The sequence below is a fragment of the Gracilibacillus kekensis genome (assembly GCF_900143085.1).
In the GTDB taxonomy this organism is placed as follows: domain Bacteria; phylum Bacillota; class Bacilli; order Bacillales; family Amphibacillaceae; genus Gracilibacillus; species Gracilibacillus kekensis.
The window spans coordinates 177303-202536 of sequence record NZ_FRCZ01000005.1 but is presented as its reverse complement, the minus strand read 5'-3'; the positions used below and the strand labels follow the sequence as shown (position 1 = coordinate 202536).

Sequence of the window (25234 nt, the reverse complement as noted above, 5' to 3'; positions counted from 1 at the left end):
CGCAAAAGTCATTGTATTTTTGCGGTCTAACTATTTAGAATATACGATCGTATTTATAAATGTCGGAGCCGATTTTTTCGAAAGCAGACTAAATCATTCCAGGTTCAAATTCATCATCTGTGACAAAGAGAAATCCGGTTAATCCTGCTTTTTCAATCGCTTCTTTAATGCTCCTGTGGACGACAACTAACATGGAATCTTCCTGCAAACGACATAACTTATAACCTTCTAATTTCTCCTCATCGAAAACCATTTTTTCAATATCAAGCACCGTTCCTCTTTCACTAATTAATAATTCTGATTCTTGTTCATTTAATCCTTTTACAAGGCCAATTATATTCACCATTTTATAATCATAGAATTCTCCTGTGGGTTCATACACTACATTCGTATCAAAGTATTGAACGTTTTCGACCCCGTGTTGTTTTAATAGTTCGATTAAACGTTTGGAGAAAAGGGTTGTTCGATTCGGTCCGTGAATGTCGCACGTTTTAAACTGCAGGGGATCACCAGCTGCGTCATCTACAGCCAATTTAATCTCAAAAGGTTCTATCACCTGATATGTTACTTCTGTTCCATTTAAAAGCTTAAGACCTGGACCGTTACGAACCTCTGTGTTTGGACCTGCCCAAGGAGTATCGATAAGCATTATATAATAGTTATTGGTATGATTTATGGACAACAAAATCACTCCTCGTATTCGCTGAAAAATCATTTTAATTCAAAAACAAATTTTGTCCTATTTTATCATAATTAAAAAGAATAAATAATTTATAAAATGCTATTAATGTTATAATATGTTAATTATTATTCAATTATGATGTAAGGGAGCAAGGGATTTTCACTGTTGCTGATACGTACATTAGAAAGAAGAGGGGAGAGGAAAAAAGCGAAAATAAAGACTGAATAAGGTCAGATAATACCTAATTTTCATAATAATGTTTATCATAACAAACGCATAAAATTGCCCCAGTTTCATATAAATGAATTAATCTTAACTTACTGGGGGAGTAATGATGTCAAAGGCAACAGAAATCGAATTATCTTCTGAACTTTCTGAAGAAATGTTAAAGAAATACTATCATTTAAACATTCAGAAAAAAGAATTAGAGAAAGAAATCAATCAGATTAAAAAGCAGATACACCATTATCTAGATGTAACTTTTGGCAATGAACAAAAAGGTGAAGTACAAAGAGGGAAATATAAGGCTCAGCGTATCATTCGATCTTCCGTTAATTACGATCCAGAAAAAACAGTAGAAAAATTAGAAGAATTACATTTAGCAGACTTTATCTTACAAGTAAAACAACCAGATATTGAAAAATTGGAAGCGGCAATGAAGATAGATATAGTCAATGAAGATGAGTTCAACAGTTGCAAAACTAATAAACTATCTCAAGCCATTACAGTGAAGGAAACAAATATATAAATATGACAATATTTGGATTTAAACGATCCAAACATTTTTTGTTAAAAAACGTGTGAGAGATAAAAAACCGTACTTGATATGCTCAAGTACGGTAAAGCTTTTAGTTTACTTTTTTGATACTTCAAATAGCTGATAGTATTTATCCTCATTTAGTTCCTCAAACTCCAGATCAAGTGCTAACAAGTCGTACGCTTCCTTATTCATTTCTTCTACTGTAAATGGAATTTGTTTTTTACTTGCAAGGTCTTTCATCTTGATAGTATTATCAAGGTTTGATTTATCAATCAATGTAAAGTTATAAGTCGATTGCTCGGTATCATGTTTGAACTCAATCGACCAAATAAAATGAGGAGTTCCTCCATACCTTGCATGGCCACCCGATGAATAATCAGGTTCCAGATTAATAGAGTCTATTTGTTCAAATGAAACGGTCGTTTTATTCCCTAACCAATTACTTCTGACAAGTCCATCCTCAGGGTGAACACCTCGATAATCTTTAAACATTAAATAGCTGAAGCAGATTAAAAATACCGCGAGACCAATAATTAATTTAGTGACGATTTTTTTACCCTTTGAATGAGATACAAAAAATCGGTAAAAGAAAAGTGTGATAAAAGCAAAAAAACTAAATAATTGTAATCCTCCGATTAAACTGCTGGATTTGGGGCGAAATATAATATACTCTTCAGCGTGAAATACATGTTTTTTTAATTCATCCATGGATATAAGAAAATTAAAGCATACAGGCACAAACAGAAAGAAAAATAAATATAGCCAGATCCAATACATTTTTTTACGTTTAAAAGCTTCCCAAGAACTTCGTATGATTTGCCCTACGATAAAGAGTGGAAGGCAAAATACCAAGATGCCGATTAAGGCTGCAATGCCATCTTCAGAGAATAAAGTGGCAGATGCTACTCCGAATAAGACACTTATTACGATTATTATAATCCCTATTATTTTTCTCATAGAATCACCCAATTTTGTTACGTTTATATAGCGGAAAAGGTTTCATATAGATTAGTAGCCTTATTAGTTGCAACTAAAACATTATCAGTTATAGTTTAACATAAATATATATAATCGCTTCTAGTACCACTACTTCGCTCCATTTTAGAATCACAAATAAACGACATTCCGATTATCTTCACGCACACTCACTTTTAACTGGATTGTAACTTGTTGCCCTAATTGAAACTTTTGCATAAGATCTGTATGCACAAGCCAAGCTTGACCATTCGCCTGCACTGTGTAATGGATTTCTTTCCCTTGGTATTGAACACTTGTGATCACACCATGGATACCTCCCCGGTCATCCTCCATAAGGGTTAATTGTTCTGGTCGGATTGGGTAGATTCCTTTTTTCTTTAATGGGACCGAAACACCCAAGTCAGGCCAAGTCAGGTTTGGATTGGACGCTGGTGTAAATTGATCTGCCTCCCACATACCATCTATTAAATTAGCTTTGCCAACAAAGTTAGCAACAAAAGGTGTGTTGGGACGACTGTAAATTTCCTGAGGTGTACCAATCTGTTCGATCTCGCCCTTATTCATGACAACGATCCGATCTGCCATTGCTAATGCTTCCCCTTGATCATGGGTGACATAGACAATCGTTGCATTTGTCAATCGGTGCAGTTCTTGAATTTCCTTGCGCATCTCCATCCGTAACTCTGCATCCAGATTGCTTAGTGGTTCATCCATCAATAACAGTTCTGGTTTTGGTGCAATGGCGCGGCCTAATGCGACGCGCTGCTTTTGGCCACCAGATAGCTCACTGGGCATACGGTTTGCTAGTTCGGTTAATTCAATAATTTCCATGACTTCATCAACGCGCTTCGATATATTGACACTTGTGTCTTTTGGTACATATGCATGATGAAGAAGCGGAAACTCAATATGTTTACGCACGTTCAGGTGTGGCCAGAGAGCGAATGATTGAAAGACCATTCCGATATTTCGTTTTTCTGGTGGGAGAGTCATCTTATTATCACTTACTCGCTGGTCTCCAATCGATATATTGCCACTTGATGGCGAATCGAATCCTGCCAACAAACGGAGTAAGGTTGTTTTCCCGCAACCAGATGGACCGAGTATGGCAATAAATTCTCCGTCTTCAATCGTTACATTTATTTTCTTTAATGCGGTTGTTTGATCAAAGCGTTTCACCAGATTTTCAATAATAGTAGTCATGTTCGTTTCCCAACCTTTCTGTTCCAATAGGATTGTGCCAAATAAAGAATCGTAAAGCCTAGAATGATCAGCATAACGATCAAACTGGAAAAAGCTGTCGAGTACGTGGTGTAACCTGCCTGTTCGAAGCCAAAGATCACAACACCAATCGTTTCTGAATTAGAGGACCATAGCAACGACGACACTGTTAACTCAGTTAAGGCACTTAAAAAAACAAGGAATGCACCGCTTAATACACCGGGAGTAAGCAGTGGCACTAAGATTTTACGCCATTTTGACCATCCCTTTGCACCACTTACATGTGCAGCCTCTTCTATTGAAAGATCGACCTGCATCAAAGCGGTAATACTGCCTCGTACTTGTAAAATGAGAAATCTCGTAATATAAGCAATAAAAAGAATGATAATCGATCCATAAATATCAGGATTCCAACCGGGGATAGGTTCCATCCAGGCAAAGATCATTGCTAATGCCATCACTGTTCCAGGTAATGCATAGGGTAAACTGATTGAAACCTCTGTAAATTTGCTTAAGAAATTAGGCTTACGCACCCGAAGGTAGGCAATAGATGTTCCTAATATGATGCCAATGATCATTGTAACTCCTGCTAGCATTACACTATTTCCCAGAGCTTCTTTTGCTTTTGAGCTTGTCGTTAGAATAAATTGATAGTTTTCGAAACTCATCGTTTTTAAGGAAAAATCAACACCGTAAGCAGTAACTAGTGATGTCATTCCCATCGAAATCAATGGAACAACTCCGGTAACAAGGAAAAACAGCCATATAAATATCTCTACGGGTAATTTTTTGTTACCTAAATAGTAGCGAGGTTGTTTATCTTCCATTGTCGTTTCTAAGCGTTTTGATTTTCGTAAAAAGAACCACTGAATTGCCGTCCCCAGTAAAGCCACAATACCTAAGATTACGGAAAAAGTTGCAGCTCTTGCAAAAGCGGAAGGGCCGAATCCAACTACTTGCTGATAAATATATGTACTTAACACATTAATTTGTGCTGGTATACCAAGGAACGCCGGTATCCCGAAGTTATCAAGGTTGGCTAAAAATGCAAGAAATCCTCCACTAACAATACCCGGTAATGCAAGGGGCATGTTTACTTTTCGGAATGTGGCCCAACGCTTGGCGCCTGAAGCACGAGAAGCGAGCTCAAGCTCCCGGGGTATTTTGCGAAAGACACTCACTGTAAGTAGATAGACAAGCGGATAATGAGAAAAGCCTAAGACGAAAATAATCCCTGCCAAACTATATAGATTAATAGCTTCTACTTCAAAAGGCAAAAGAGACGCAAGTTTGACGTAAAGTCCATTCGCTCCTAAAAATTGAGTCCATGCTAGAGTTGTGATATACGATGGAATCACAAATGGTAAAATAATAAAAATTTGCATCAGTCTCTTTGCTCTTATATCTGTGTACGCGACTAACCAAGCTAGTGAAATACCGATAACAAGAGAAATAACCGTTGAACCTGCGACAACAATAAGTGTATTGGACACAACTTTCCAAGTGCTAGCATCCTGTAAAATCGTTGTGTAATTTCCATATGATATCGTTCCATCTGAAGTAAAACTGAGCATAATCAAGCGAAAAATCGGTAAAAGAAAGAACACACATATCGCGATAATTCCTAATAGCTTAAAGATATTTTTATTAGAAAAAAGAGAATGTAATGCCAGATTTGGCATTACTTCTCTATTGTTATTATTTTTCATGTTGCACGTCACCCTTATTCTCCAAATAGTTGGTTGAACTGCTCTTTGTCCTGCTCTCGGTTTTGATATAACTCATTAATATCTGCTTCAAGTACATTCATTTCGTCAATCGTTTTTAAGCCTTCTGGTGCTGCTACACCTTCTCTAATTGGGGTATAACCAATTTCAGCTGCTAATTCCTGTCCTTCCTGAGATAGAACAAAATCAACAAATGCTTTTGCAGCAGGTTCATTGTCTGTATTTTTCATGATACCAATTGGTTCTATGATGACTGGTACTCCTTCATCAGGATAAACAAGCTTTACAGGTGAACCATCTGCTTCTGCACGAGCGACAATGAAATCGACGACCATTCCATAAGATTGATCACCACTTGCTACACCTTTTAACACGTCACCGTTACCCTGAGTAATCATTGGATCATTTGCTTGAATATTTTCATAGAAGTCCCAACCAAAATCATCATTTCGAGTCAAAACACCTAAATTGTAGGCAGCTGCTCCAGAGTATAGGGGACTCGGCATGATGACTTGTCCATTAGATGCTTGATCAGAAAGTACTTTCCACGATGTTGGCATCTCATTTACTTTATCTGTGTTCACTACTAAAGCAGTAGACATTACTTTTGTTCCAGTATACGTGCCATCCGAATCAACGAAGCTTTCTGGAATTTGTTCGGTCTCACTCGACTTGTATTCCAGTAACATGTCTTGTTCTTTTAAGCTTTCAAAAGTAACTGCATCGGCAACCAATAAAAGGTCAGCCTGAACGTCGCCTGCTTGCTGTTCTGCTTGAATTTTACTAATTACTTCCTCTGTACCTGAACGGAAAACACTTACGTCTACATCTGGGTATTGCTCATTAAATGCACTAACCAGTTGTTCTGCATCTGCGTCAGGTTGAGACGTGTAGAAGTTTAATTCACCGGAAACACCTTCACTTGCATTCCCCTCTGATTCGCCACCACAAGCTGCGAGTATACTTAAAATACTAATAATGCTGATTAATAAAATGGATCGTTTAATGTTTGACATGAAAGAAATCCTCCTTATTTTGATTGAATGTATGAAACCATCTGCTTACATAATCGATTCTTCGTTTGGTGATCGTCTTATTTTCAATCGGCGAAATCGTGACATAATTTTGCCTTAGCAAACTAAAGTCTTTTCCTTTGGCTAATTCGTCTAATTCTTGATACGTATCCTTTAACCAATAATAGATGTTTCCATTTGGATCATTTAAACCGACATGACGGTATCTGGAAACAGACATATCTAAAGGGACAACTTTGACACCTTGACATAATTCTTTTGACGTATAGGGTAAGTTAACATTCAGCAACATCCCGCTCGGAATCTTATTTTGGATAATCACCTCCCCAATTTGATAAAATAACGCTTTGATTTGTTGATAGTTAACACTTGCTTTATCAAAAGATGCTAATGATACAGCAACAGAGGGAATGCCATACAATGCTGCTTCACTTGCACCCGCAATCGTTCCAGAATAATAAATGTCCCGTCCTAGGTTAGGACCAATATTAATACCTGAAAAAACTATGTCCGGTGGTTCCTTCATTAACACTTCGACTCCTAGTTTGATACAATCTGCTGGTGTGCCATTGACCAGCCAGGAGGTAATACCTGTTGAAAATATATTGGTCGGTACGGCTTTAATTGGATTTCTTAATGTGATGGAATGGCTGATAGCACTCCGTTCTTCATCAGGACAAACGACATATACTTCTCCAAAATGCTGAAGCACCGAAACCATTGCCTCTACTCCTGGATGGAAAATGCCATCATCATTGGTAACTAAAATTCTCAAGAGTTTCCCCCCTTAATAATTGAAACGCTTTTAATTGTGTGATGTTTTTCTTTAACACATCTAAAGAATGACTATTATCGAAGCCTTCCAATACGACAGGAAGATTGGTTTGCTTTAATTTTTCTAAAATCCCATCAAACTGTATATTTCCATCACCTATGGCTACATGATACGTAGAGGGTGTAGAGTCACTAATATGTATGTTGTTAATTCGTTTTAGTGTTTGAAAATCCTGTTCTGGCTTTTGATCAAGAGGAATGTGTGCGATATCTAGTGTTGTTTTAACAGTTTTAGGCAAATGATTTAACAGCTCATTTGTCGCTTCAGGCGTTGTAATGAATTCCTTTTTTATCGGCTCCATTTGTTCAATGGATAGCGTGACATTTAATTGATTTGCCTGTTCTGCTAAATAAATCAGATTCCTAATTAATTTTTGTTTACTTAAAGCTTGAAATTGATCGACAAGCGAATGTCTACCGGGATGAATGGTCATGCTCTCTGCCCCTATTTGTTGTGCGAGTTTCATCGATTTTATCGTTTCCATAATCGACTGTTTTTCGATTCCTTCATTAATTGAAGATAAATTAAGGTCCCAGGTTGCCGCATGCAGTGATAATTCCATTCCTGTTTCTTCTTTTGCCTGAAGAATCGAGCACACCTCAGTTTCATATAATTCAACATGTTCCGCGCGAATTTCTACACCATCAAAATCAAAAGCTTTCGCGTGTCGAATCACTTCATCAACGGGATAGTTCCAACATAGTGGTGAAGCCAAATACATTTTCATGAGAGTGAGACCTCCTTGCTCCATTGCTTGATACACTCAGCACCAATACGAACACTTCCGATCGGATAGGGGTTCCTGGAATTTGGTCCATGATGGTCACTGCCACCAGATATCTTTAAACCGAATTCTCGAGCTTGATTTTTCCAATAGCTTATTTGCTCGTCGGAATGTTTCGAATGGTAGACTTCGATTCCATCGAGACCATAACCTGCGATACGCTCAATGGAGAGTTCAAATGGATAAATCCCCGGATGAGCTAAATAAGCTTCGCCACCTGCTTTGTGAATCAGTGAAATAGCATCTTTCGCTGTAAAACTGCTCCGTTCGATGAAAGCAGGTGCCCCTTTTTGTAAAAGGGTAGTATAAGCGTCTATCGAATTAGTGAAATACCCTTGACTTACTAATTCATCTGCAATGTGTGTTCGAACGATGATGCCTCCTTTGGCCCGATTGATACAGGATGCAAAATCGATATCGTAATCCATTGTCTGTAGTTGAGTTACGATTTTATCTGCCCATTGTCTTCGATCTTCTGTTCGCCAAGTGATGTGTTTGATAAGTTCTTCATGATGCGGATCAAAGTGATAACCTAAAATATGAAGCTCACCGTCTATACCATCTGTATTTAATTCAATACCTGGAATTAGTGAAATGCCTGCTTGCTCTGCATAAGGTTTTGCCAAATGATATCCTTCGATTTGATCATGGTCCGTAATCGATATCATGTGGAGTCCAGCTTTCGTTGCTTCATCCACAATCTCTTTTGGAGTTAATTCACCATCAGATTTTGTTGAATGGATATGTAAGTCCAATTCCTATCACCTGCCTTCACCTAACACTATAAGGGATGAATATTAAGCTGGTTTTAACTAGAATTAGCTTTTTGATTAATACTTTGTAAATTTGTTTGTGGGGTTATTTTTTGAGTGGGTTAATTAGAAAGGGGTAAGTTTGGGATTGGCTTTTCTATTTTTATAAAAGTAGAAGTGATATGTAAATTTAATGTGAATAAATTTACGCTTTCTTTATTTGGACTGACAGATTAACATGTGAAGTTTACTGTGTATTATGTATTTTCCAATCTATCGTTTAACACAAGATGGCTACTCAGTATGTCACATGCTATAATATAAGCATTGAGATCAATGTTAGATTATTCGGATTAACAACATATACTTGAGATTCAATTGAAGTTTTTTTAAACACAATAGTTGATGGAGGAGCTTGAATGGGAACTGAAGATCGAAAACTACAACAAAGTGCAAGTAATTTAGAAAAGTCTCTTTTACGATTAGAAGAAGCACTACATGAGAATCATGATAACCGTTTGATTGTGGATGGAACGATACAACGCTTTGAATTTACAATTGAACTTTATTGGAAGACTTTAAAACGGTTGTTACAAGTAGAGGGAATAGTAGTCAAAACACCTAAAGAAACGTTAAAAGAAGCTTATCAAGTTGGCTGGTTAGAAAATGAAAAAGCTTGGCTACAAATGTTGCGTGATAGGAATGAAACATTTCATACATACAATGAAGAACTAGCATTACAAATTGTTGAAAATATACAAGAGTATTTTCCGGAAATGAAGAAAACGTTTTCTGATTTAAGAGGGAAAGGGAAGTTATGAGAATGGAAAAGCTTTATAACCAGATACAGAATATTGCAAAGCATTATTTTGAGATTGAAAAGATAGTGTTATTTGGTTCAAGAGCGCATAATGACCATGAAGATCGTTCAGATATTGATCTCGCAGTTATCGCACCTAAATTAACAGAAACTAATTGGTTTCTATTTACCGAGGAGATTGAAAATTTGGAAACTCTCTTAAAATTTGATTTGATAAGATGGGAACATGCCCCAAAAGAACTGTGCTTTGAGATAGATAAATGTAATGAAACGATTTATTTACGCCAACGTGATCGCAATTAATTGCCTTCTATGTTAGTAATATCTTTATGAAACGATTATTTGTAACAAAATGGAACTTATGATCAATCACAAACGTAGGTATTTATTTTGGATATTTGAGGAGGGTTAAGAATGATTAATAATGATATATTAATTAGATTAAGATATGCGTTAGATATTAAGGACAAGGATATGGTCAAGATATTTGAACTTGGTGGAATAAGTGTGACCATTGAAGATGTGCAAAGCATACTCACAAAGCCCTCTTATGAAGATGGCTCACAAGTGGAAGAGGACAACGAGGGAGTACATATAAATAACAGAGAGTTCGAACAATTCTTAAATGGATTAATTATCTACAAAAGAGGAAAACAAGAACAAAAGCCGGGGCAACCTGACACACCACCACTAACCAATGACCCAGTTAATAATAGCTTGCTTAAAAAAGTGAAAATTGCATTGCAGTTGACTAGCGAAGATGTTATTGACATTTTTGAAAATGCTGGAATAACTGTAACAAAAGGTGAACTTAGTGCTTTATTAAGGAAAAAAGACCATAAAAACTTTAAAGAGTGTGGCGATAAGTATGCTCGGAACTTTTTGAAAGGGTTGACGGTTAGGTATAGAGGATAAAAATATTCCGAAACCTTTTTATTAAAAGAAAACGAGTAGTTAAGCGGATGTGGGCAACCATATTCGTTTTTTTTATAAGTTTAAGAATATCTAAAGTTCTACTATTAAAAAAGTGAGTTTCGTCGGACAATAGGACTTCTTCACGGGATAATTCCTCCTCTTCACTGGATAACTATACTTATCCAGTGAAGCAATCAGTATATCCCGTAAAGAGGCATGATTATCCCGTCTACAACATTACATATCCAGTGAAGAACACCATTTAATAAAATATGATAAAAAAACAGTAATTATTAAAATCTGTTTGATAAATACCGCTTAAGCATGGTATAAATATATAAGTGTAAAAAGGAATGAATTTAATTCATTGTTTAAGTATAACCCATAGTGAGAGGATTTTGATTTATATGACTGATAATTTCTGGCGTGATTTACCACGACCGTTTTTTATATTAGCACCAATGGAAGATGTAACAGATGTAGTGTTTCGACATGTAGTGAGTGAGGCAGGAAGACCGGATGTGTTTTTCACAGAATTCACAAATACGGAAAGTTATTGCCATCCAGATGGGCATCAAAGTGTACGTGGACGATTAACTTATACTGAAGATGAACAACCGATGGTGGCCCATATATGGGGAGATAAACCTGAACTATTTCGGGAAATGAGTATTGGCATGGCAAAAGAGGGTTTTCGCGGAGTAGATATTAATATGGGCTGCCCTGTTCAGAATGTCGCGGCAAATGGGAAAGGATGCGGTCTGATCCGTCGGCCGGAAGTTGCTGCAGAACTGATTCAGGCGGCAAAAGCAGGGGGATTACCTGTAAGTGTGAAGACAAGGCTTGGTTACACAGAGGTAGAGGAGTGGCGAGAATGGCTTACACATATCTTAAAGCAGGATATTGTTAACCTTTCTATACACCTAAGGACTAAAAAAGAAATGAGTAAGGTCGATGCGCATTGGGAACTGATCCCCGAGATTAAGAAACTACGTGACGAGGTAGCACCTGACACTCTTTTGACGATCAATGGTGATATTCCTGATCGAGAAACAGGCCTGGAGCTTGTCGAAAAATATGGTGTGGATGGTGTCATGATTGGGCGAGGAATCTTTTCGAATCCATACGCATTTGCTAAAGAACCAAAAGAACCGAATAGTACCGAATTGTTAAATCTCTTAAGGTTACATTTGGATCTTCATGATAAATATACAGAGGTTGAGCCTCGTTTATTTAAACCTCTTCGTCGCTTCTTTAAGATTTACGTGCGTGGCTTTCGTGGTGCAAGCGGCTTAAGAAATCAACTGATGGAGACCAAATCAACGGATGAAGTTCGGGCATTGCTTAAGGAATTTGAGACTAAGAATGAGGATGTAAGCTACGTATAGAAATGAATGATACATTTGCAAGCCGTATATATGATTATCGTAAAAAGTAAGAACATCATATTGATGTTCTTACTTTTTTTACTATTGTATAATTATCTTTAACATGTAACATTGTGATAAAATTATTCTAATAATGAATAGTAAATATTATAAATTTCAGAGCTAAACGAGGAGTGATGAGAATGGTTAATTATAAACTTAAGGCTCAGCTGCTTGATGTTGTTGACAATCAATTACGTGATAATGATCCTAAAACCACGAAACGAACATTACATCGCTTGCTAGACCTTGGTTATTCTGAAACGGAATCAAAGGAAATGATTGCAGCTATCTTAGTAGAAGAAATGCACGATGTCATGAAAAATAATGAAGTGTACAATGAAAAGCGATATTGCAAAAAGTTAGACAAGCTTCCAGAGTATTATTTACAGAAATATGTGGAATCAGAATCAGATCAAGAAATTCAATCTAAAGTGGTTAATGAAGATAAAGTTGGAAGAAACGACCCTTGTCCATGTGGTAGTGAGAAAAAATATAAGAAATGCTGTGGTTAAATAAGCACAAATGGGAAGTTATTTTTGGTTTGGCTATTTCATTTAATAGATGAATACCGTTTCGTATAGCTTTACATGAAATAATTTATTATAACCAAGCATCTCAAGCTCTAGTTAATGGAAGAGTACTAAAGAAATGCTACTCACTAAAAAAAAGTAGTTCATTGTTATTGTTCTTCGTAATGAACTACTTTTTTAGTTAATCTTATTTCTGTTCTTTAATATCCAACAGTTTATGCTTCAACTCCTGTTCCATCGTGCTGATTTCCTGTTCTGCTTCAAGCCGCTTTTTTCGTCCAGCGTCCTGTATCTTTAATACCTCTTCCAATGTAGAAACTAAATTCTCTTGTGTTGTCTTTAACGTTTCAATATCAACAAGCCCCTGTTCATTTAGTTTTGCCGTTTCAACGGCATTTGTTTTTAACATCTCTGCATTTTTCAGTAACAAGTCATAAGTTGTTTTGGATACCTGTTTCTGAGCGTTTACAGCACTTTGCTGTCTTAGCATTGTAAGAGCTATGGCAATCTGATTTTTCCATAACGGAATAGCAGTTAGAATAGATGATTGAATCTTTTCAACTAGTACTTGATTAGTGTTTTGGATTAATCGTATTTGTGGTGCGCTTTGAGTAGTGATTTGACGACTTAATTTGAGATCATGAAGTCGTTTTTCCAAGCGATCGCTAAATTGAAGCATATCATTCACTTCTTGAAATTTCATTTGATCATTGGTAGCTTCCGCCTCTTTTCTTAGAACAGGAATTTCCTTTGATTGAATTTCTTCAAGCTTGAGTTCACCAGCTGCAATATATACATTCAGTCCTTTAAAATATTCCTTATTATGTTCATAAAGTTTTTCAAGCATAGAAATGTCGGATAGAAGTCCATCTTTGTTTCGCTCTAGCTTTACGGTAATCCTGTCAATCTGTGCACCCGTTTTTTGGTACTTTGATAAAGTTTCCTGTGCTGAGCTGGAAAGCTTGCTAAATAAACGTTTGAGTCCCTTTTTCTCAGGATTTAAGTCATCTGGGTTAATATCATTAAATTTCTTCATTAGGTCACTGATAACTTGTCCGACTTCACCGACATCCTTATTTTGAACATGGTCAAGCATTGTGTGAGAAAAATCTAATAACTTTGTCTGGGCTTGAGTTCCATAGGAAATGATTGCTTCATGATTTTTTGGATCAATTTGTGTAGCAAGGGTACGTGCTCTTTCCTGATCTTCTTCAGGAAGGACATCGATCAGCTTCTTATTCTCATTTATCTGGATATCATTCTTGTTATCTTGTTCATCAAAAGGATTTGTTAGCAGGTCGTCGACTAAATTGTTATTTTCATTATTTTTCATTTATCTTCCAACCTTTCTTTTTGTTTTGTAGAGTACTTAGCAAAATCCACTTCAAACTGTAGCTGTTCAATATCATCAGAGAGAATATGGTAGAGGTCTTTTTCTATACTGATTTTAATATTTTTTAGTGTATGACGTGTTTGATTCAGAACTTGTTCCATTTCTTCATTCTTCTTAGGTTGTGTAGAAAGAAGTGCATACTTCTCCGTTAATTCTACTGCAGAATCCAAATGGGAAAAATAGAATTCCTCACCTTGAAAAAAGCGCTGTGGCTCTTTCTTCGTAACTCGATATATTTTTTTAATCACGCGTAATAACTCCATGTTCTCTTTCAAAAAGAATACATTACGGACTGAATACAGCGCTTTTTGCATCCGTCGAATTTTAAGATTCGCTTCAGCTAGATTTTTACGAATATAGTGGTAATCTTTCATACGTAGTTGATTCTTTTTCAGAAAACGAAAATAGATAGAAGTAAAAATCAACGACATCGTTAGGCCAGCACCGATCAAAGATATCAATGATGATAGCCAAAAGGATAGATCGATTGCGAAGAAACTAATCAACCATATAATAGTCATTAAAGGAATGGTGAAAATTAACCCAATGACTATGGATAGAAACCTATGCATCTTTATCGACTCCTAACTTGATACTTACTTATATTTACGATTCAAAGCATTAAAAGTTTCATAATACGTCAAGTATTGGCAAATTCCTATTTTTGCAAAATTAAAAGTAAAGTTATCGCTAGATATAGTTTATACTACTCGTGCGGTTATTAATACTTTTGCTATACTAGCTAATTGAAAAGTCCTTCTTTCCTCCTTGACATCTAATAAAAAGTAGTTATAATTGATTATAAAAGCGGTTACAATATACTAGATAATTATAGGATTGTTACTGGTCAGGCAGGCAAAACCTAAGTTATTGAATGATACATGTCTCATCATCCATAGAGGCGTGTGTACTATTCAATAGCTTAGGTTTTTTTATTGCAAAGCGTTTCCTCCTTTTTAAATAATAAGGTAAGATAAGACTAGCGTCCAAAATATTGAATAGAAGGATGTGTGATATGAAAATCAATAAAGTGCTGAATAACAATGTCGTTGTTACTACGAACCAGCATGGCCAGGAAATGGTCGTTATGGGGAAAGGCTTGGCATTTCAAAAGAAAGTAGGACAAACTATTGAGGAAGAAAATATCGAAAAGCATTTTGTCCTCCAAGATACAGATACAAGTGAAAAGCTGAATCAGCTATTACAAAATACCTCTGATAAATATTTGGATATTGCTTCAGAAATTTATGAGTATGCCCGTTCGAAATTACCATACAAGCTTAATGATTACTTATATATTGCCTTGACCGATCATATCAGTTTTGCGATCACGAGAATGAAGGAGGGCATTCAACTAAAAAATACTTTGCTATTTGAAATTAGGAAATATTATAAAACAGAATTTGAAATTGGTTTGCACTCATTGACTATAATTGAAGAATACACAGGTATAAGAATGGACGAGGATGAAGCAGCATCGATTGCCTTGCATTTAGTAAACAGTCAGTTATCTGGTGAAAATATGGAAATGGCAGTTCAGGTTACAGAGGTTGTCAACAAGACTCTCAATATCGTCAAATATCATTATAAAACAGAATTAGATGAAAACTCGATCAACTATGAACGATTCTTAACACATTTACGCTTTTTTGCGATCCGTTATTTACGTAAAGAGCAAATGGAAGAAACTATTGATACGTTCTTTTATGAACAAGTCCAAAGTAAATACAGTCCCGCATTTAAATGTGCAGAAAAAATTGCAACCTTTTTAGAGAAGAATTATCAGTGGGTATTATCCAAAGACGATATGGTGTATTTGACAATTCATATTCACCGTGTCACCTATCGACAAAAAAAGATGAATTAAAAATAAGAAAACGTTTTGACATTTTGAAATTGAGATGTTACATTTGTTTTAACAAAACCTATAGGACAAGTAAGGAATGTTACCTTTATTGGGCATAACCTGAATGGATTGGAAGCACTCGCTATTTTTGCGTGTCTAGCTACCAGTTCGTTCAGGTTTTTTATTTGCCCAAAGTAGCTTCCTTACAGCTAAAAATGAAAGCTTTCATAAAATTATTTAGAGGGGTGAAAGTGAGATGAAATATCAGCAGTTAGCAAAAGATATTATTCAGCATGTTGGTGGCAAAGAAAACGTAAACAGTGTGGTTCATTGTATTACACGACTTCGATTTAAATTGAAAGATGAAAGTAAAGCGAATACAGAAGCTTTAAATAATATGGACGATGTTGTAACCGTTCGTAAAAGTGGTGGTCAATATCAAGTGGTTATTGGTAATCATGTCGCAGATGTCTATAAAGCAGTGGCAGCTGAAGGTGGATTTGAAGCAAAAGGTGAGGTAGATCCTGATGAAGAAAAAGGAAATCTATTAAATCGCTTTATCGATATGATTTCAGGTATTTTCACGCCGATTCTATCTGTGTTAGTAGCGTCAGGTGTTCTAAAAGGGTTTAATGCCCTATTTGTAGCACTTGGATTACTAGAAGAAACAGATGGAACGTATCAAATTTTAAATGCTATTGGTGACGGACTATTCTATTTCTTACCGATCATCTTAGGTTATTCCGCAATGAAAAAGTTTGGTGGTACTCCGTTTTTAGGTATGGTTATAGCAATGGCGCTAGTATATCCTGACTTAGAAGGAATACCTGCTTCAGGTGATCCATTGTACACGTTATTTGCAGGAACGATGTTTGAATCACCTGTATATATTGAATTTCTTGGTATTCCAGTCATTTTAATGACCTATTCGATGTCCGTTATTCCAATAATCGTTGCAACATTCTTTGCGGCTAAAATAGAAACAGCTTTTGCAAAAATTGTTCCAAATGTCTTAAAAATGTTCTTAGTACCATTGTTAACAATGATTATTATTATCCCATTAACTTTTATTATCATTGGTCCGATTGCCACGTGGGCAAGTCAATTATTAGGGTCAGCAAGTGTTGGGATTTATGAGTTAAGTCCAATTATTGCTGGTATCTTTATTGGTGGATTCTGGTTAGTGTTTGTTATGTTCGGTTTACATTGGGGACTTGTACCTGTTGCACTTAATAACTTCGCAACACTAGGCCAAGATCCAATTTTAGTGCTAATTTTTGCACATTCCTTTGCATTAGCAGGTGCTTTAACTGCTGTTATCATAAAAACTAAAAATCAAAAAACAAAAGCATTAACACCACCTGCGATTGTTTCTGCGATATTTGGTGTAACAGAACCAGGTATGTATGGTGTTGCGTTACCACTTAAATGGCCATTTATTTTTACTGTTATATCATCAGCTGTTGGTGGTGCCATACTAGGTGCCTTTGGAACACTTGGTTATGAAATGGCTGGATTAGGTGTCTTCCAAATGCCAAGTTTTATTCATCCTGAAGAAGGGTTAAATCTTTCCTTTTTTGCTTCGATCATTGCTATGATTGTTGCAGGAGTATTGGCGTTTGTGCTTACGTATTTCTTTGGAGGTATTAGCAAAGCGGAAGCAGCAACGGCAACATCTGAAGGATCAACAAAACAAGAACCTCAGAGCAATAAAGAAATAGAAGTAAAAAGCGAAATATTAACAAGCCCGCTAACTGGAAAAATAAAAAAATTAGAAGATATCGAAGACACCGCATTCGCATCTGGAGCATTAGGAAAAGGTATAGCGATTGAACCGACAGAAGGTAAATTAGTATCGCCTGTATCAGGTACAGTTTCTGCTTTATTCCCAACAAAGCATGCAATTGGTATTACCTCTGATAACGGTGCGGAGATTCTGATCCATGTAGGACTTGATACGGTGCAGCTTGATGGTAAATATTTCGAAACTTCCCTACAACAAGGTGATCGTGTGGAAAAAGGACAAGAATTATTAACATTTGAGATCGATAATATTGAAAAAGCGGGCTTTAAAATAACAACACCCGTAGTGGTAACCAATCATGATCAATATCAATTAAAAGTAATCGACCATTCAAATGTTACTCCAGAGAGCAAAGTTTTGGAATTAACAACTAAATAAAAAAAGGAGCTGTCAAGGGCTCCTTTTTCCATAGGGGGACTGGATAATGACAACTATATTTCCAAAGGATTTTCTTTGGGGTGGAGCTGTAGCCGCAAATCAAGTAGAAGGTGCGTACCTGAAAGACGGAAAAGGATTAACAACGGTCGATCTTTTATCAACTGGTGAGAAGCGCTTTCCGATGATGTTTGGTGAGATAGAAAATTATACACCAGACAAAAAGGAATTCTATCCATCACACGAGGCCATTGATTTTTATCATCGTTACAAGGAAGATATTGCCCTTTTTGCAGAGATGGGATTGAAGTCATTCCGTCTATCTATCTCATGGGCACGTATTTTTCCAAACGGTGATGATAATCAACCGAATGAAGCAGGATTGCAATTTTTTGACAATGTTTTCGATGAACTTATTAAGTATGGAATTGAACCTGTAGTGACATTGGCACATTTTGATATTCCTGTCCATTTGGTGAAAGAATATGGCAGTTGGAAGAATAGAAAAGTAGTAGACTTTTTTGAGAAATATGCAAAAACCGTTTTTACTCGGTATAAAGACAAAGTGAAATACTGGTTAACCTTCAATGAGATTAATATGTTGTTGCACTTACCATATGTGGAGGCAGGTCTGATCTTTAAAGAAGGGGAAGATAAACAGCAAGTCATGTATCAGGCAGCACATCATCAGTTAGTTGCCAGTGCGTTGGCAGTAAAAGCGGGACATGAGATTATTCCGGGTGCCCAAATTGGTTGTATGTTGGCAGCTGGGATGACCTATCCGTATGCTTGTAATCCTGATGATGTTCAAAAGGCAATGGATCAAGACCGTGAATCCTTCTTTTTTATTGATGTGCAATCTCGAGGTAAATATCCAGGTTATGCTAAACGCTTTTTTGAAGAGAATAATATTGAACTGAAGATCGCAGCTGGTGATGAAGAACTATTAAAAGAAAACACAGTAGATTATATTGGGTTTAGTTATTACAGTTCTCGCACTACTAGTACAGATCCTGACATATTAAAGAATCATACAGCAGGAAATGTATTCGATTCGATCACCAATCCATATTTAGAAGCTTCTGAATGGGGTTGGACCATTGATCCAAAAGGTTTCCGTATCACTGCGAATCAATTAAATGATCGGTATCAAAAGCCGCTTTTTGTTGTAGAAAATGGCTTAGGTGCGATTGATCAGTTCGGTCAAGATAAAGAAATCAATGATGAATATCGTATTGCGTACTTGCGAGAGCATATTAAACAAATGGAAGAAGCACTGAAAGATGGCGTCGAAATTATTGGATATACAAGCTGGGGGCCGATAGATATCGTAAGTGCCTCAACAGGGGAAATGAAAAAGCGGTATGGCTATATTTATGTAGACCGTGATAATCAAGGAAATGGAACGTTAAACAGAAGTAAGAAAAAAAGTTTTCATTGGTATAAGCAAGTGATTGAATCAAATGGAGAGAATATCGAATAGGGGGCAACATAATGTCTAATAAAACATATCAGTTTCCAGAGAATTTCATGTGGGGTGGCGCTACAGCTGCCAATCAAATCGAAGGTGGTTTTCACGAAGGTAATAAAGGATTAAATATTGCCGATGTCTTGCCAGGTGGCAAAGGACGTTTAAATATTTTGAAAGAGCCAGGTTTCAATTTTGAAATCGATAAAGAAAAATATAGCTATCCCAACCATGACGCAATCGACTTTTATCATCGTTATAAAGAGGATATAGCACTTTTTGCGGAAATGGGCTTTAAAGTTTTCCGTTTGTCAATTGCGTGGACTCGAATTTTTCCTAAAGGTGATGAGAAAGAACCAAATGAAGATGGCTTAGCTTTTTATGACCGCGTATTTGACGAATTACACAAGCACGGCATTGAACCGGTTGTAACGATCTCCCACTACGAGATGCCAGTCGATTTAGTGAAAAATCACGGTGGCTGGAGAAGTCGTGAAGTGGTAACATTCTTTGAGAGTTATGTTCATGCGATTTTTAACCGTTATAAAGATAAAGTGAAATACTGGATGACTTTTAATGAGATCAATAGTGGATTAGTAATGCCGATAATGGGCTTAGGTTTTTCGATTGAACAAGAAGAGGATAAATATACTCCAACATTCCAAGCCTTTCACCATCAATTTGTCGCAAGCAGTTTAGCGGTGAAAGCTTGTCATGAAATTATTCCAGATGCTCAAATTGGCTGTATGATTATTTATGCTCCTGTCTATTCCTATGACTCACATCCCGATAATGTGATGTATGCCTTAGAAGAAGAGCGTCTCTTTAATTATTATTGTGCAGATGTGCAGGTGCGTGGTGAATATCCAGCATTTATGACTCGCTACTTTAAGGAGAATAATATTGAATTAGATATTAGAGAAGGCGATTTAGAATTAATCAAAGAACATACTGTAGACTACATTGGTTTCAGTTATTACATGTCTCGTACAGAAAAATTAGATAAATCAGATCAGGACGGTGCAGACGGTAATATTATGTCAGGTGTTCGTAATCCATTTCTAAAGGCTAGTGATTGGGGCTGGGAAATCGACCCTACCGGTTTAAGAATTTCCTTAAATCAATTATATGACCGCTATCGCATTCCATTGTTTGTTGTAGAGAATGGGCTAGGTGCATATGACAAGGTAGAAGAAGATGGTTCTGTACAGGATGATTACCGTATTGAATACTTACGTGATCACATCGCAGCAATGGGTGAGGCAATCGAAGACGGTGTAGATCTCATGGGTTACACTGCATGGGGTTGTATTGACTTAGTAAGTGCCTCAACTGGTGAAATGTCTAAGCGTTATGGTTTTATCTATGTCGACAAAGACGATGAAGGCAAAGGAACGCTAGATAGAAGTCGTAAAAAATCGTTCTATTGGTACAAAGACGTAATTGAAAGTAATGGTGAAAAATTATAAAGAAAAAATGAGATAATTCTCACGGATTAAAATCTCGCTTTCATTTTGAAGCGGGATTTTTTTTAATATAGAAAGAATAAGCTATAATATAAGTAAGCGTTGTCACGCATAGTACATACTCATGTTTCCTGAAAGGATGAATCCAATGGTACAAATTACCATTAACGAAAGTAGAATTCTTGGCACAAGGGACAAAATGATATATGGGCATTTTATCGAACATTTTCACAGACAGATCTACGATGGCATCTATGATCCCAATTCACCACTGTCTGATCAAGATGGTTTTCGGACCGATATTATTGAAGCCATGCGGAAAATCCAGGTTCCGATCCTGAGGTGGCCTGGTGGCTGCTTTGTCTCTTCCTATCATTGGAAGGATGCAGTTGGAGAAGATAGAAAGCCTTTTTTCGATAAAGCCTGGCGAGTTGAAGATCCGAACACGTTTGGTACAGATGAATTTATCAAGCTCTGCGAAAAAATAGGAAGCGAACCATACATTTGTACGAATGCAGGAACGGGTACAGCTGAAGAAATGAGTGATTGGGTAGAATACTGTAACCTTGAAAATGAGGGCCAATATGCGAAATGGCGTATAAAAAATGGCCATCAAGAGCCGTTTAATGTGAAATACTGGAGTATCGGAAACGAAAATTATGGGTCATGGGAAATTGGAGCGAAATCTGCCGAAGAGTGGGGGCGATTAGTACTAGAATCTGCAAAAATGATGAAGCATGTGGATCCTCAGGTAGAGCTTTCCGCTGCAGCCTTGCCTGATGTCGATTGGAATCTCAATTTATTAAAACATTGCGGGGAGTTTCTGGACTGGATTTCAATTCATGAATATTGGGATATGGTTCCTGAAGTAAATGATCTTGCCGACTATGAAGCGTCGATCGCTTTTACTCAGAATATTGATCATGCCGTCACAGAGGTGAGGGGATTACTTCAAGCAATGAAACTGGACAAAAAGATTAAAATTGCTTTTGATGAATGGAATCTAAGAAGCTGGCATCATCCTAATGTACATACAATTAAACAGGGCATCGATAAAAAAGATTATATTGATCCTCGTGATAAGAATGATGACAATAGCCAATATACGATGGCGGATGCGGTATTTACCGCAAGCTTTCTCAATGCGATGAATCGTAATTGCGATATTGTCGGAATGGCTAATTTTGCCCCCATCTTGAATACGCGCGGCTGTATCTACAGTCATGATGAAGGCATTGTATTACGATCGACTTATCATGTATTTGATTTATATGTTAATTATTTAGGGGATACGATCATTGATTCATGGTCTTCAGAAGTTCCGAGTATGACGGTTCAAAATAAAAGTGGAAAAGAACTAGAATTGGAGAGTCTTGATATCCTGGCAACCAAATGGTCTGATCAAAATGGTGTTGCTTTAGCTGTGGTGAATAAGGATCCAGATAACAATCAAACCATCACTGTATCCATGGTGGGCAATGGTAATAAGGTAACGTTATATGGCATAAATGGAGAATCTAAAAATTCCTTTAATGATGTAGACCAGAATGAAGTGGTTATCTACAAAGAAGCATTAGATGATTTTGAGAACAACATGGAAATCGAAGTGAAGCCACATTCTGTGAATATAATTCAAATGCTATAATATTATATTTGTATCAACTTTGAAAATCTGGACGATGAGTCATTGTATCTGTTCAGATTTTTTGAAGTTGATGATTTGCTAACATTACTAAATGTTAACTGCAAAATAAACTGATGAAACCTAAATTATATGTTAACCGTATAAATGGAAATGGGGTTTTTGATATGTTAATAAAAAGACAATTAATACTTTTGATAGCGATTATTATTTTAACAGCTTGTAATAATCAAACAACCGAAAATCTGGAGCAACAAACAGGGAATCCGACTGCTGAAGACATCTTAACAGAAAATAAAAATGCAGACCTATTTGTATTAAATAACGTGGTATACAGTAATGCAGAAAGTATTGAATGGGTGAAGGAAAAAGAACTAACGATAGGAAAAAAGGTCGCTGAGATCCAAAAACAAACAAGTGATAAAGAGGAGCTTGATAATTATGCAGCAACTAAATTGTCTGTTGGAACGGAAATATATGAACCCCTTGAAAATAGTAACATTTTTATAGTAAAAGCAGACGGTAAAGAAGTACGATATTTAGGATTAGTTGAAGGATGATTTTTAGCATAAGAATTTTGAGGTGAGCAATAAACACGGAGAGGAAAATGAATATGAGAAAATCCAAGTTTCGTGGATTGGGCATTGCTCTAGGTGCCGCAATAGGCACTAGTGTCGGTGTAGCCACTGATCAAATAGCAATGAGTCTTCCATTGGGCATTGTGTTGGGCTTAGTCATTGGGGTCATCTTAGATAAGCGTAATCAGTAGATTAAAGTAGAATGGAGAGGGGAAAATGAAGATGATCAATGAACTGACAACGCTTGAACAATGGTCCGAAATATGGAAGCATTCAATGACGACACCGATAATAATTTATAAACACAGTACTTCCTGTATGATTAGTGCTAGAGCATTGAAGCAGGTGGAAGCATTTCAGGAAGAAGATATAATAGATTGCTATACCGTGAAGGTTATTGAAAATAGACCAGTATCCAATCAGATTGCTAAAGATACAGAAATTCCTCATAAATCGCCACAGATTTTGCTAATAGACAAACAGCAAATTCTGTGGGACACATCACATTTTAAAATAACTAAACGTCGAATTGAGGAAGCGGTTCAGCAATTATCTAACACAAACCGTCCGAAATACCCTTAACAAAAAGATTCAAGTGGATAGAAACTCACGCTAACACCCAAGTAAGTTTTACTATCTATCACTCCTACTGATAGTCTTTTTGTAATAGTTTAGAATACAACCGCTAACACAGTACTTTAATTTCATTAGTACGATGGCCTTTCTTGTTCTTGTAATTTGTCTTGTATTTCATTCACTTCTAAAATATTTACTCCTATATTTTTCATTTCTTCTATACCTTTTTCATACACTTGAGACATTGCATCCTTTACCATCACTATTCGAAAGTCTCTTTCGCTTGCCTGATAAATAGAAGTTCTAGGACAATTAGGGAAATTACAACCAGAAAACACAATAGTATCCACTTTTTTATTACGCAAAAAGTGTTCCAAGTTGGTATTATAAAATGCGCCCCAACGAGGTTTATACATAACCCATTCATTCTTTCCAATAAGTTGAAATTGATTTTGTAACAATAACTCTGAGTTTATTTTGGTTCTAGTATTAGGGGTGATTTCAGCAACTAATTCAGCACCTTCTGTATCAGGTGTGACAAAACGTAAACCGCTTTTGATTGCTTCTCTGCGACAAATATCAACGTTTGAGCCATCTGGTTTATATAAACGAATAACATGTATGATAGGTAATTCATATTTTCGATAAATATTTAATAATTTTTTCATTTTAGGAAGGATATTTAGTGTTCCTTCAATTTTGGCTGGTGCATTTGGTAAGGTAAAGTCATTTTGTGTGTCAATAGTAACTAAGAAAGAATTTCTCCAGTTTGGATTAGTGTAGCACATTTTATTTAACCTACTTTCCAAAGTTTGATTAATAGTTATTTCTATATATATAACGAAAATCCCTTTAATGTAACCATAAATAAATTAGGTTTACCGCGGTGATATCTTAGGCGAAAAGATTTAAGCTTTTGCAAAGAAGCTAAGTGGTTTTAACTTATAAAATCATTTCACTTAATCCATATACTTATGTTACCTCAAAAAAATAGCCCATTTCGCAATGCGATTTTATATGCATTACCAAATGGGCTATTTATAAACTTTTAATGTCTATGCTGCTCATCTTCTTTATTTTTACTTTCCCCAATGTTGTCTTGAACTTTTCCTTTCTTTTTATCCAGTTTACCCTCGGCTTGCATTTTAGGATCGTTAGTTGCGTTTCCTATTTGGTCTTTTGCTTCGCCCTTCGCTTTACTTACAGCACCCTTTATCTTATCGCTCATACCATTATTTTTACTCATTTACAAACACTCCTCTTAAAATTAATTTTTATAATGATTCTCACTACTAGTATTTTGTTGTAAGAAGACTCTTTTTCTTTCGCATTATTCCTATTCCTTCCTCACAATTTGTTAAACTCTAAATTAGATTTTTTCATAATTAGCTAGGCTATAAATTTAGAAAGAGGTAGCACTTTTTTACAGAGGATGGCGAGGAAGATTTAGCTATGTTAAAGCTGGTCTTAATAGAGCGCCTTATCAAGGAACAAAAGTATTCCATCTATATACAATTATAAAATAATTATTAAATTTTATTAAGTTAAGTTACGAATTGTCTTTATAAAATTAATTATTTATGACTATTCGTTACTATTCACCCGATGGAGGAATTGA

At 36.2% G+C, this 25234-nt stretch carries 25 protein-coding genes and 1 pseudogene; 14 read left to right on the top strand and 12 right to left on the bottom strand.

What is annotated here, in order from left to right; translation table 11 throughout:
* Positions 1–88 precede the first annotated feature (88 nt).
* On the bottom strand, positions 89–682 hold the full coding sequence (locus BUC25_RS13310) for an imm11 family protein (RefSeq protein WP_073202370.1): 594 nt from the start codon (positions 680–682) through the stop codon (positions 89–91).
* 334 nt (positions 683–1016) lie between these two features.
* Between BUC25_RS13310 and BUC25_RS13305 the strand changes: the two genes are divergently transcribed.
* Positions 1017–1430, top strand: a complete 414-nt coding sequence (locus BUC25_RS13305) for a hypothetical protein (RefSeq protein WP_073202369.1) — start codon at positions 1017–1019, stop codon at positions 1428–1430.
* Between the two features lie 105 nt (positions 1431–1535).
* Here BUC25_RS13305 and BUC25_RS13300 read toward each other — a convergent pair whose 3' ends face one another.
* From BUC25_RS13300 to BUC25_RS13270, 7 genes are all read right to left on the bottom strand, one after another.
* Positions 1536–2399, bottom strand: coding sequence for a hypothetical protein (locus BUC25_RS13300; protein WP_073202368.1), 864 nt, complete (start codon positions 2397–2399; stop codon positions 1536–1538).
* Between the two features lie 150 nt (positions 2400–2549).
* Positions 2550–3623, bottom strand: coding sequence for an ABC transporter ATP-binding protein (locus BUC25_RS13295; protein ID WP_073202366.1), 1074 nt, complete (start codon positions 3621–3623; stop codon positions 2550–2552).
* Positions 3620–5350 (bottom strand): ABC transporter permease, encoded by a 1731-nt coding sequence (locus BUC25_RS13290; RefSeq protein WP_073202365.1) that lies wholly within the window; start codon positions 5348–5350, stop codon positions 3620–3622. The genes BUC25_RS13295 and BUC25_RS13290 overlap by 4 nt, the downstream gene beginning before the upstream one ends.
* Before the next feature lie 14 nt (positions 5351–5364).
* Positions 5365–6384 carry an ABC transporter substrate-binding protein gene (locus BUC25_RS13285; RefSeq protein WP_073202363.1) on the bottom strand — a complete coding sequence of 340 codons (1020 nt, stop codon included), beginning with the start codon at positions 6382–6384 and terminating at the stop codon, positions 5365–5367.
* A complete protein-coding gene (gene surE, locus BUC25_RS13280; protein ID WP_073202361.1) occupies positions 6371–7177 on the bottom strand; it encodes a 5'/3'-nucleotidase SurE in 807 nt (268 codons plus the stop codon). The genes BUC25_RS13285 and surE overlap by 14 nt, the downstream gene beginning before the upstream one ends.
* Positions 7155–7964, bottom strand: a complete 810-nt coding sequence (locus BUC25_RS13275) for a sugar phosphate isomerase/epimerase family protein (RefSeq protein ID WP_170862702.1) — start codon at positions 7962–7964, stop codon at positions 7155–7157. Before BUC25_RS13275 ends, surE begins: the two co-directional genes overlap by 23 nt.
* Positions 7961–8776, bottom strand: a complete 816-nt coding sequence (locus tag BUC25_RS13270; protein WP_073202360.1) for a PHP domain-containing protein — start codon at positions 8774–8776, stop codon at positions 7961–7963. Before BUC25_RS13270 ends, BUC25_RS13275 begins: the two co-directional genes overlap by 4 nt.
* A gap of 416 nt (positions 8777–9192) precedes the next feature.
* Between BUC25_RS13270 and BUC25_RS13265 the strand changes: the two genes are divergently transcribed.
* The 5 genes and pseudogenes from BUC25_RS13265 to BUC25_RS19885 form a co-directional block, all read left to right on the top strand.
* On the top strand, positions 9193–9594 hold the full coding sequence (locus BUC25_RS13265; RefSeq protein ID WP_073202358.1) for an HI0074 family nucleotidyltransferase substrate-binding subunit: 402 nt from the start codon (positions 9193–9195) through the stop codon (positions 9592–9594).
* A 2-nt stretch (positions 9595–9596) separates the two neighbouring features.
* Positions 9597–9896: a nucleotidyltransferase domain-containing protein gene (locus BUC25_RS13260; RefSeq protein ID WP_211619578.1), complete on the top strand. Its 300-nt coding sequence runs from the start codon at positions 9597–9599 to the stop codon at positions 9894–9896.
* Positions 9897–10007: 111 nt separating this feature from the next.
* The gene (locus BUC25_RS13255; protein ID WP_073202356.1) at positions 10008–10508 is read left to right on the top strand and encodes a YehS family protein; all 501 of its coding nucleotides are present in this window, start codon (positions 10008–10010) and stop codon (positions 10506–10508) included.
* Between the two features lie 407 nt (positions 10509–10915).
* Complete coding sequence (locus BUC25_RS13250; protein ID WP_073202355.1) at positions 10916–11896, top strand: tRNA dihydrouridine synthase; 981 nt, start codon at positions 10916–10918, stop codon at positions 11894–11896.
* A 476-nt stretch (positions 11897–12372) separates the two neighbouring features.
* Positions 12373–12450: pseudogene (locus tag BUC25_RS19885) on the top strand (SEC-C metal-binding domain-containing protein); the annotation flags it as partial.
* A gap of 205 nt (positions 12451–12655) precedes the next feature.
* Here BUC25_RS19885 and BUC25_RS13240 read toward each other — a convergent pair.
* Both BUC25_RS13240 and BUC25_RS13235 read right to left on the bottom strand, forming a co-directional pair.
* Positions 12656–13801, bottom strand: coding sequence for a toxic anion resistance protein (locus BUC25_RS13240; protein WP_073202352.1), 1146 nt, complete (start codon positions 13799–13801; stop codon positions 12656–12658).
* Positions 13798–14433, bottom strand: a complete 636-nt coding sequence (locus BUC25_RS13235) for a 5-bromo-4-chloroindolyl phosphate hydrolysis family protein (protein WP_073202351.1) — start codon at positions 14431–14433, stop codon at positions 13798–13800. The genes BUC25_RS13240 and BUC25_RS13235 overlap by 4 nt, the downstream gene beginning before the upstream one ends.
* Before the next feature lie 443 nt (positions 14434–14876).
* Between BUC25_RS13235 and licT the strand changes: the two genes are divergently transcribed.
* From licT to ytxJ, 8 genes are all read left to right on the top strand, one after another.
* Positions 14877–15728: a BglG family transcription antiterminator LicT gene (gene licT, locus BUC25_RS13230; protein WP_073202350.1), complete on the top strand. Its 852-nt coding sequence runs from the start codon at positions 14877–14879 to the stop codon at positions 15726–15728.
* A 235-nt stretch (positions 15729–15963) separates the two neighbouring features.
* Positions 15964–17889: a beta-glucoside-specific PTS transporter subunit IIABC gene (locus BUC25_RS13225; protein ID WP_073202349.1), complete on the top strand. Its 1926-nt coding sequence runs from the start codon at positions 15964–15966 to the stop codon at positions 17887–17889.
* Positions 17890–17932: 43 nt separating this feature from the next.
* Entirely contained in the window at positions 17933–19369 is a 1437-nt protein-coding gene (locus BUC25_RS13220) for a 6-phospho-beta-glucosidase (protein WP_139251831.1), read from the top strand.
* Positions 19370–19380: 11 nt separating this feature from the next.
* Positions 19381–20823 (top strand): glycoside hydrolase family 1 protein, encoded by a 1443-nt coding sequence (locus BUC25_RS13215; RefSeq protein WP_073202347.1) that lies wholly within the window; start codon positions 19381–19383, stop codon positions 20821–20823.
* A gap of 145 nt (positions 20824–20968) precedes the next feature.
* Positions 20969–22465 carry an alpha-L-arabinofuranosidase C-terminal domain-containing protein gene (locus BUC25_RS13210; RefSeq protein ID WP_073202346.1) on the top strand — a complete coding sequence of 499 codons (1497 nt, stop codon included), beginning with the start codon at positions 20969–20971 and terminating at the stop codon, positions 22463–22465.
* A gap of 164 nt (positions 22466–22629) precedes the next feature.
* A complete protein-coding gene (locus BUC25_RS13205) occupies positions 22630–23022 on the top strand; it encodes a hypothetical protein (RefSeq protein WP_073202345.1) in 393 nt (130 codons plus the stop codon).
* 53 nt (positions 23023–23075) lie between these two features.
* Positions 23076–23231 carry a glycine zipper domain-containing protein gene (locus BUC25_RS19405; protein WP_170862696.1) on the top strand — a complete coding sequence of 52 codons (156 nt, stop codon included), beginning with the start codon at positions 23076–23078 and terminating at the stop codon, positions 23229–23231.
* A gap of 25 nt (positions 23232–23256) precedes the next feature.
* Positions 23257–23622: a bacillithiol system redox-active protein YtxJ gene (gene ytxJ, locus BUC25_RS13200; protein WP_073202344.1), complete on the top strand. Its 366-nt coding sequence runs from the start codon at positions 23257–23259 to the stop codon at positions 23620–23622.
* Positions 23623–23747: 125 nt separating this feature from the next.
* Here the strand turns inward: ytxJ and BUC25_RS13195 are convergent, their stop codons facing one another.
* Positions 23748–24404: a cysteine hydrolase family protein gene (locus BUC25_RS13195; RefSeq protein WP_073202343.1), complete on the bottom strand. Its 657-nt coding sequence runs from the start codon at positions 24402–24404 to the stop codon at positions 23748–23750.
* Positions 24405–24664: 260 nt separating this feature from the next.
* On the bottom strand, positions 24665–24862 hold the full coding sequence (locus BUC25_RS13190) for a CsbD family protein (RefSeq protein ID WP_073202342.1): 198 nt from the start codon (positions 24860–24862) through the stop codon (positions 24665–24667).
* Positions 24863–25234 lie beyond the last annotated feature (372 nt).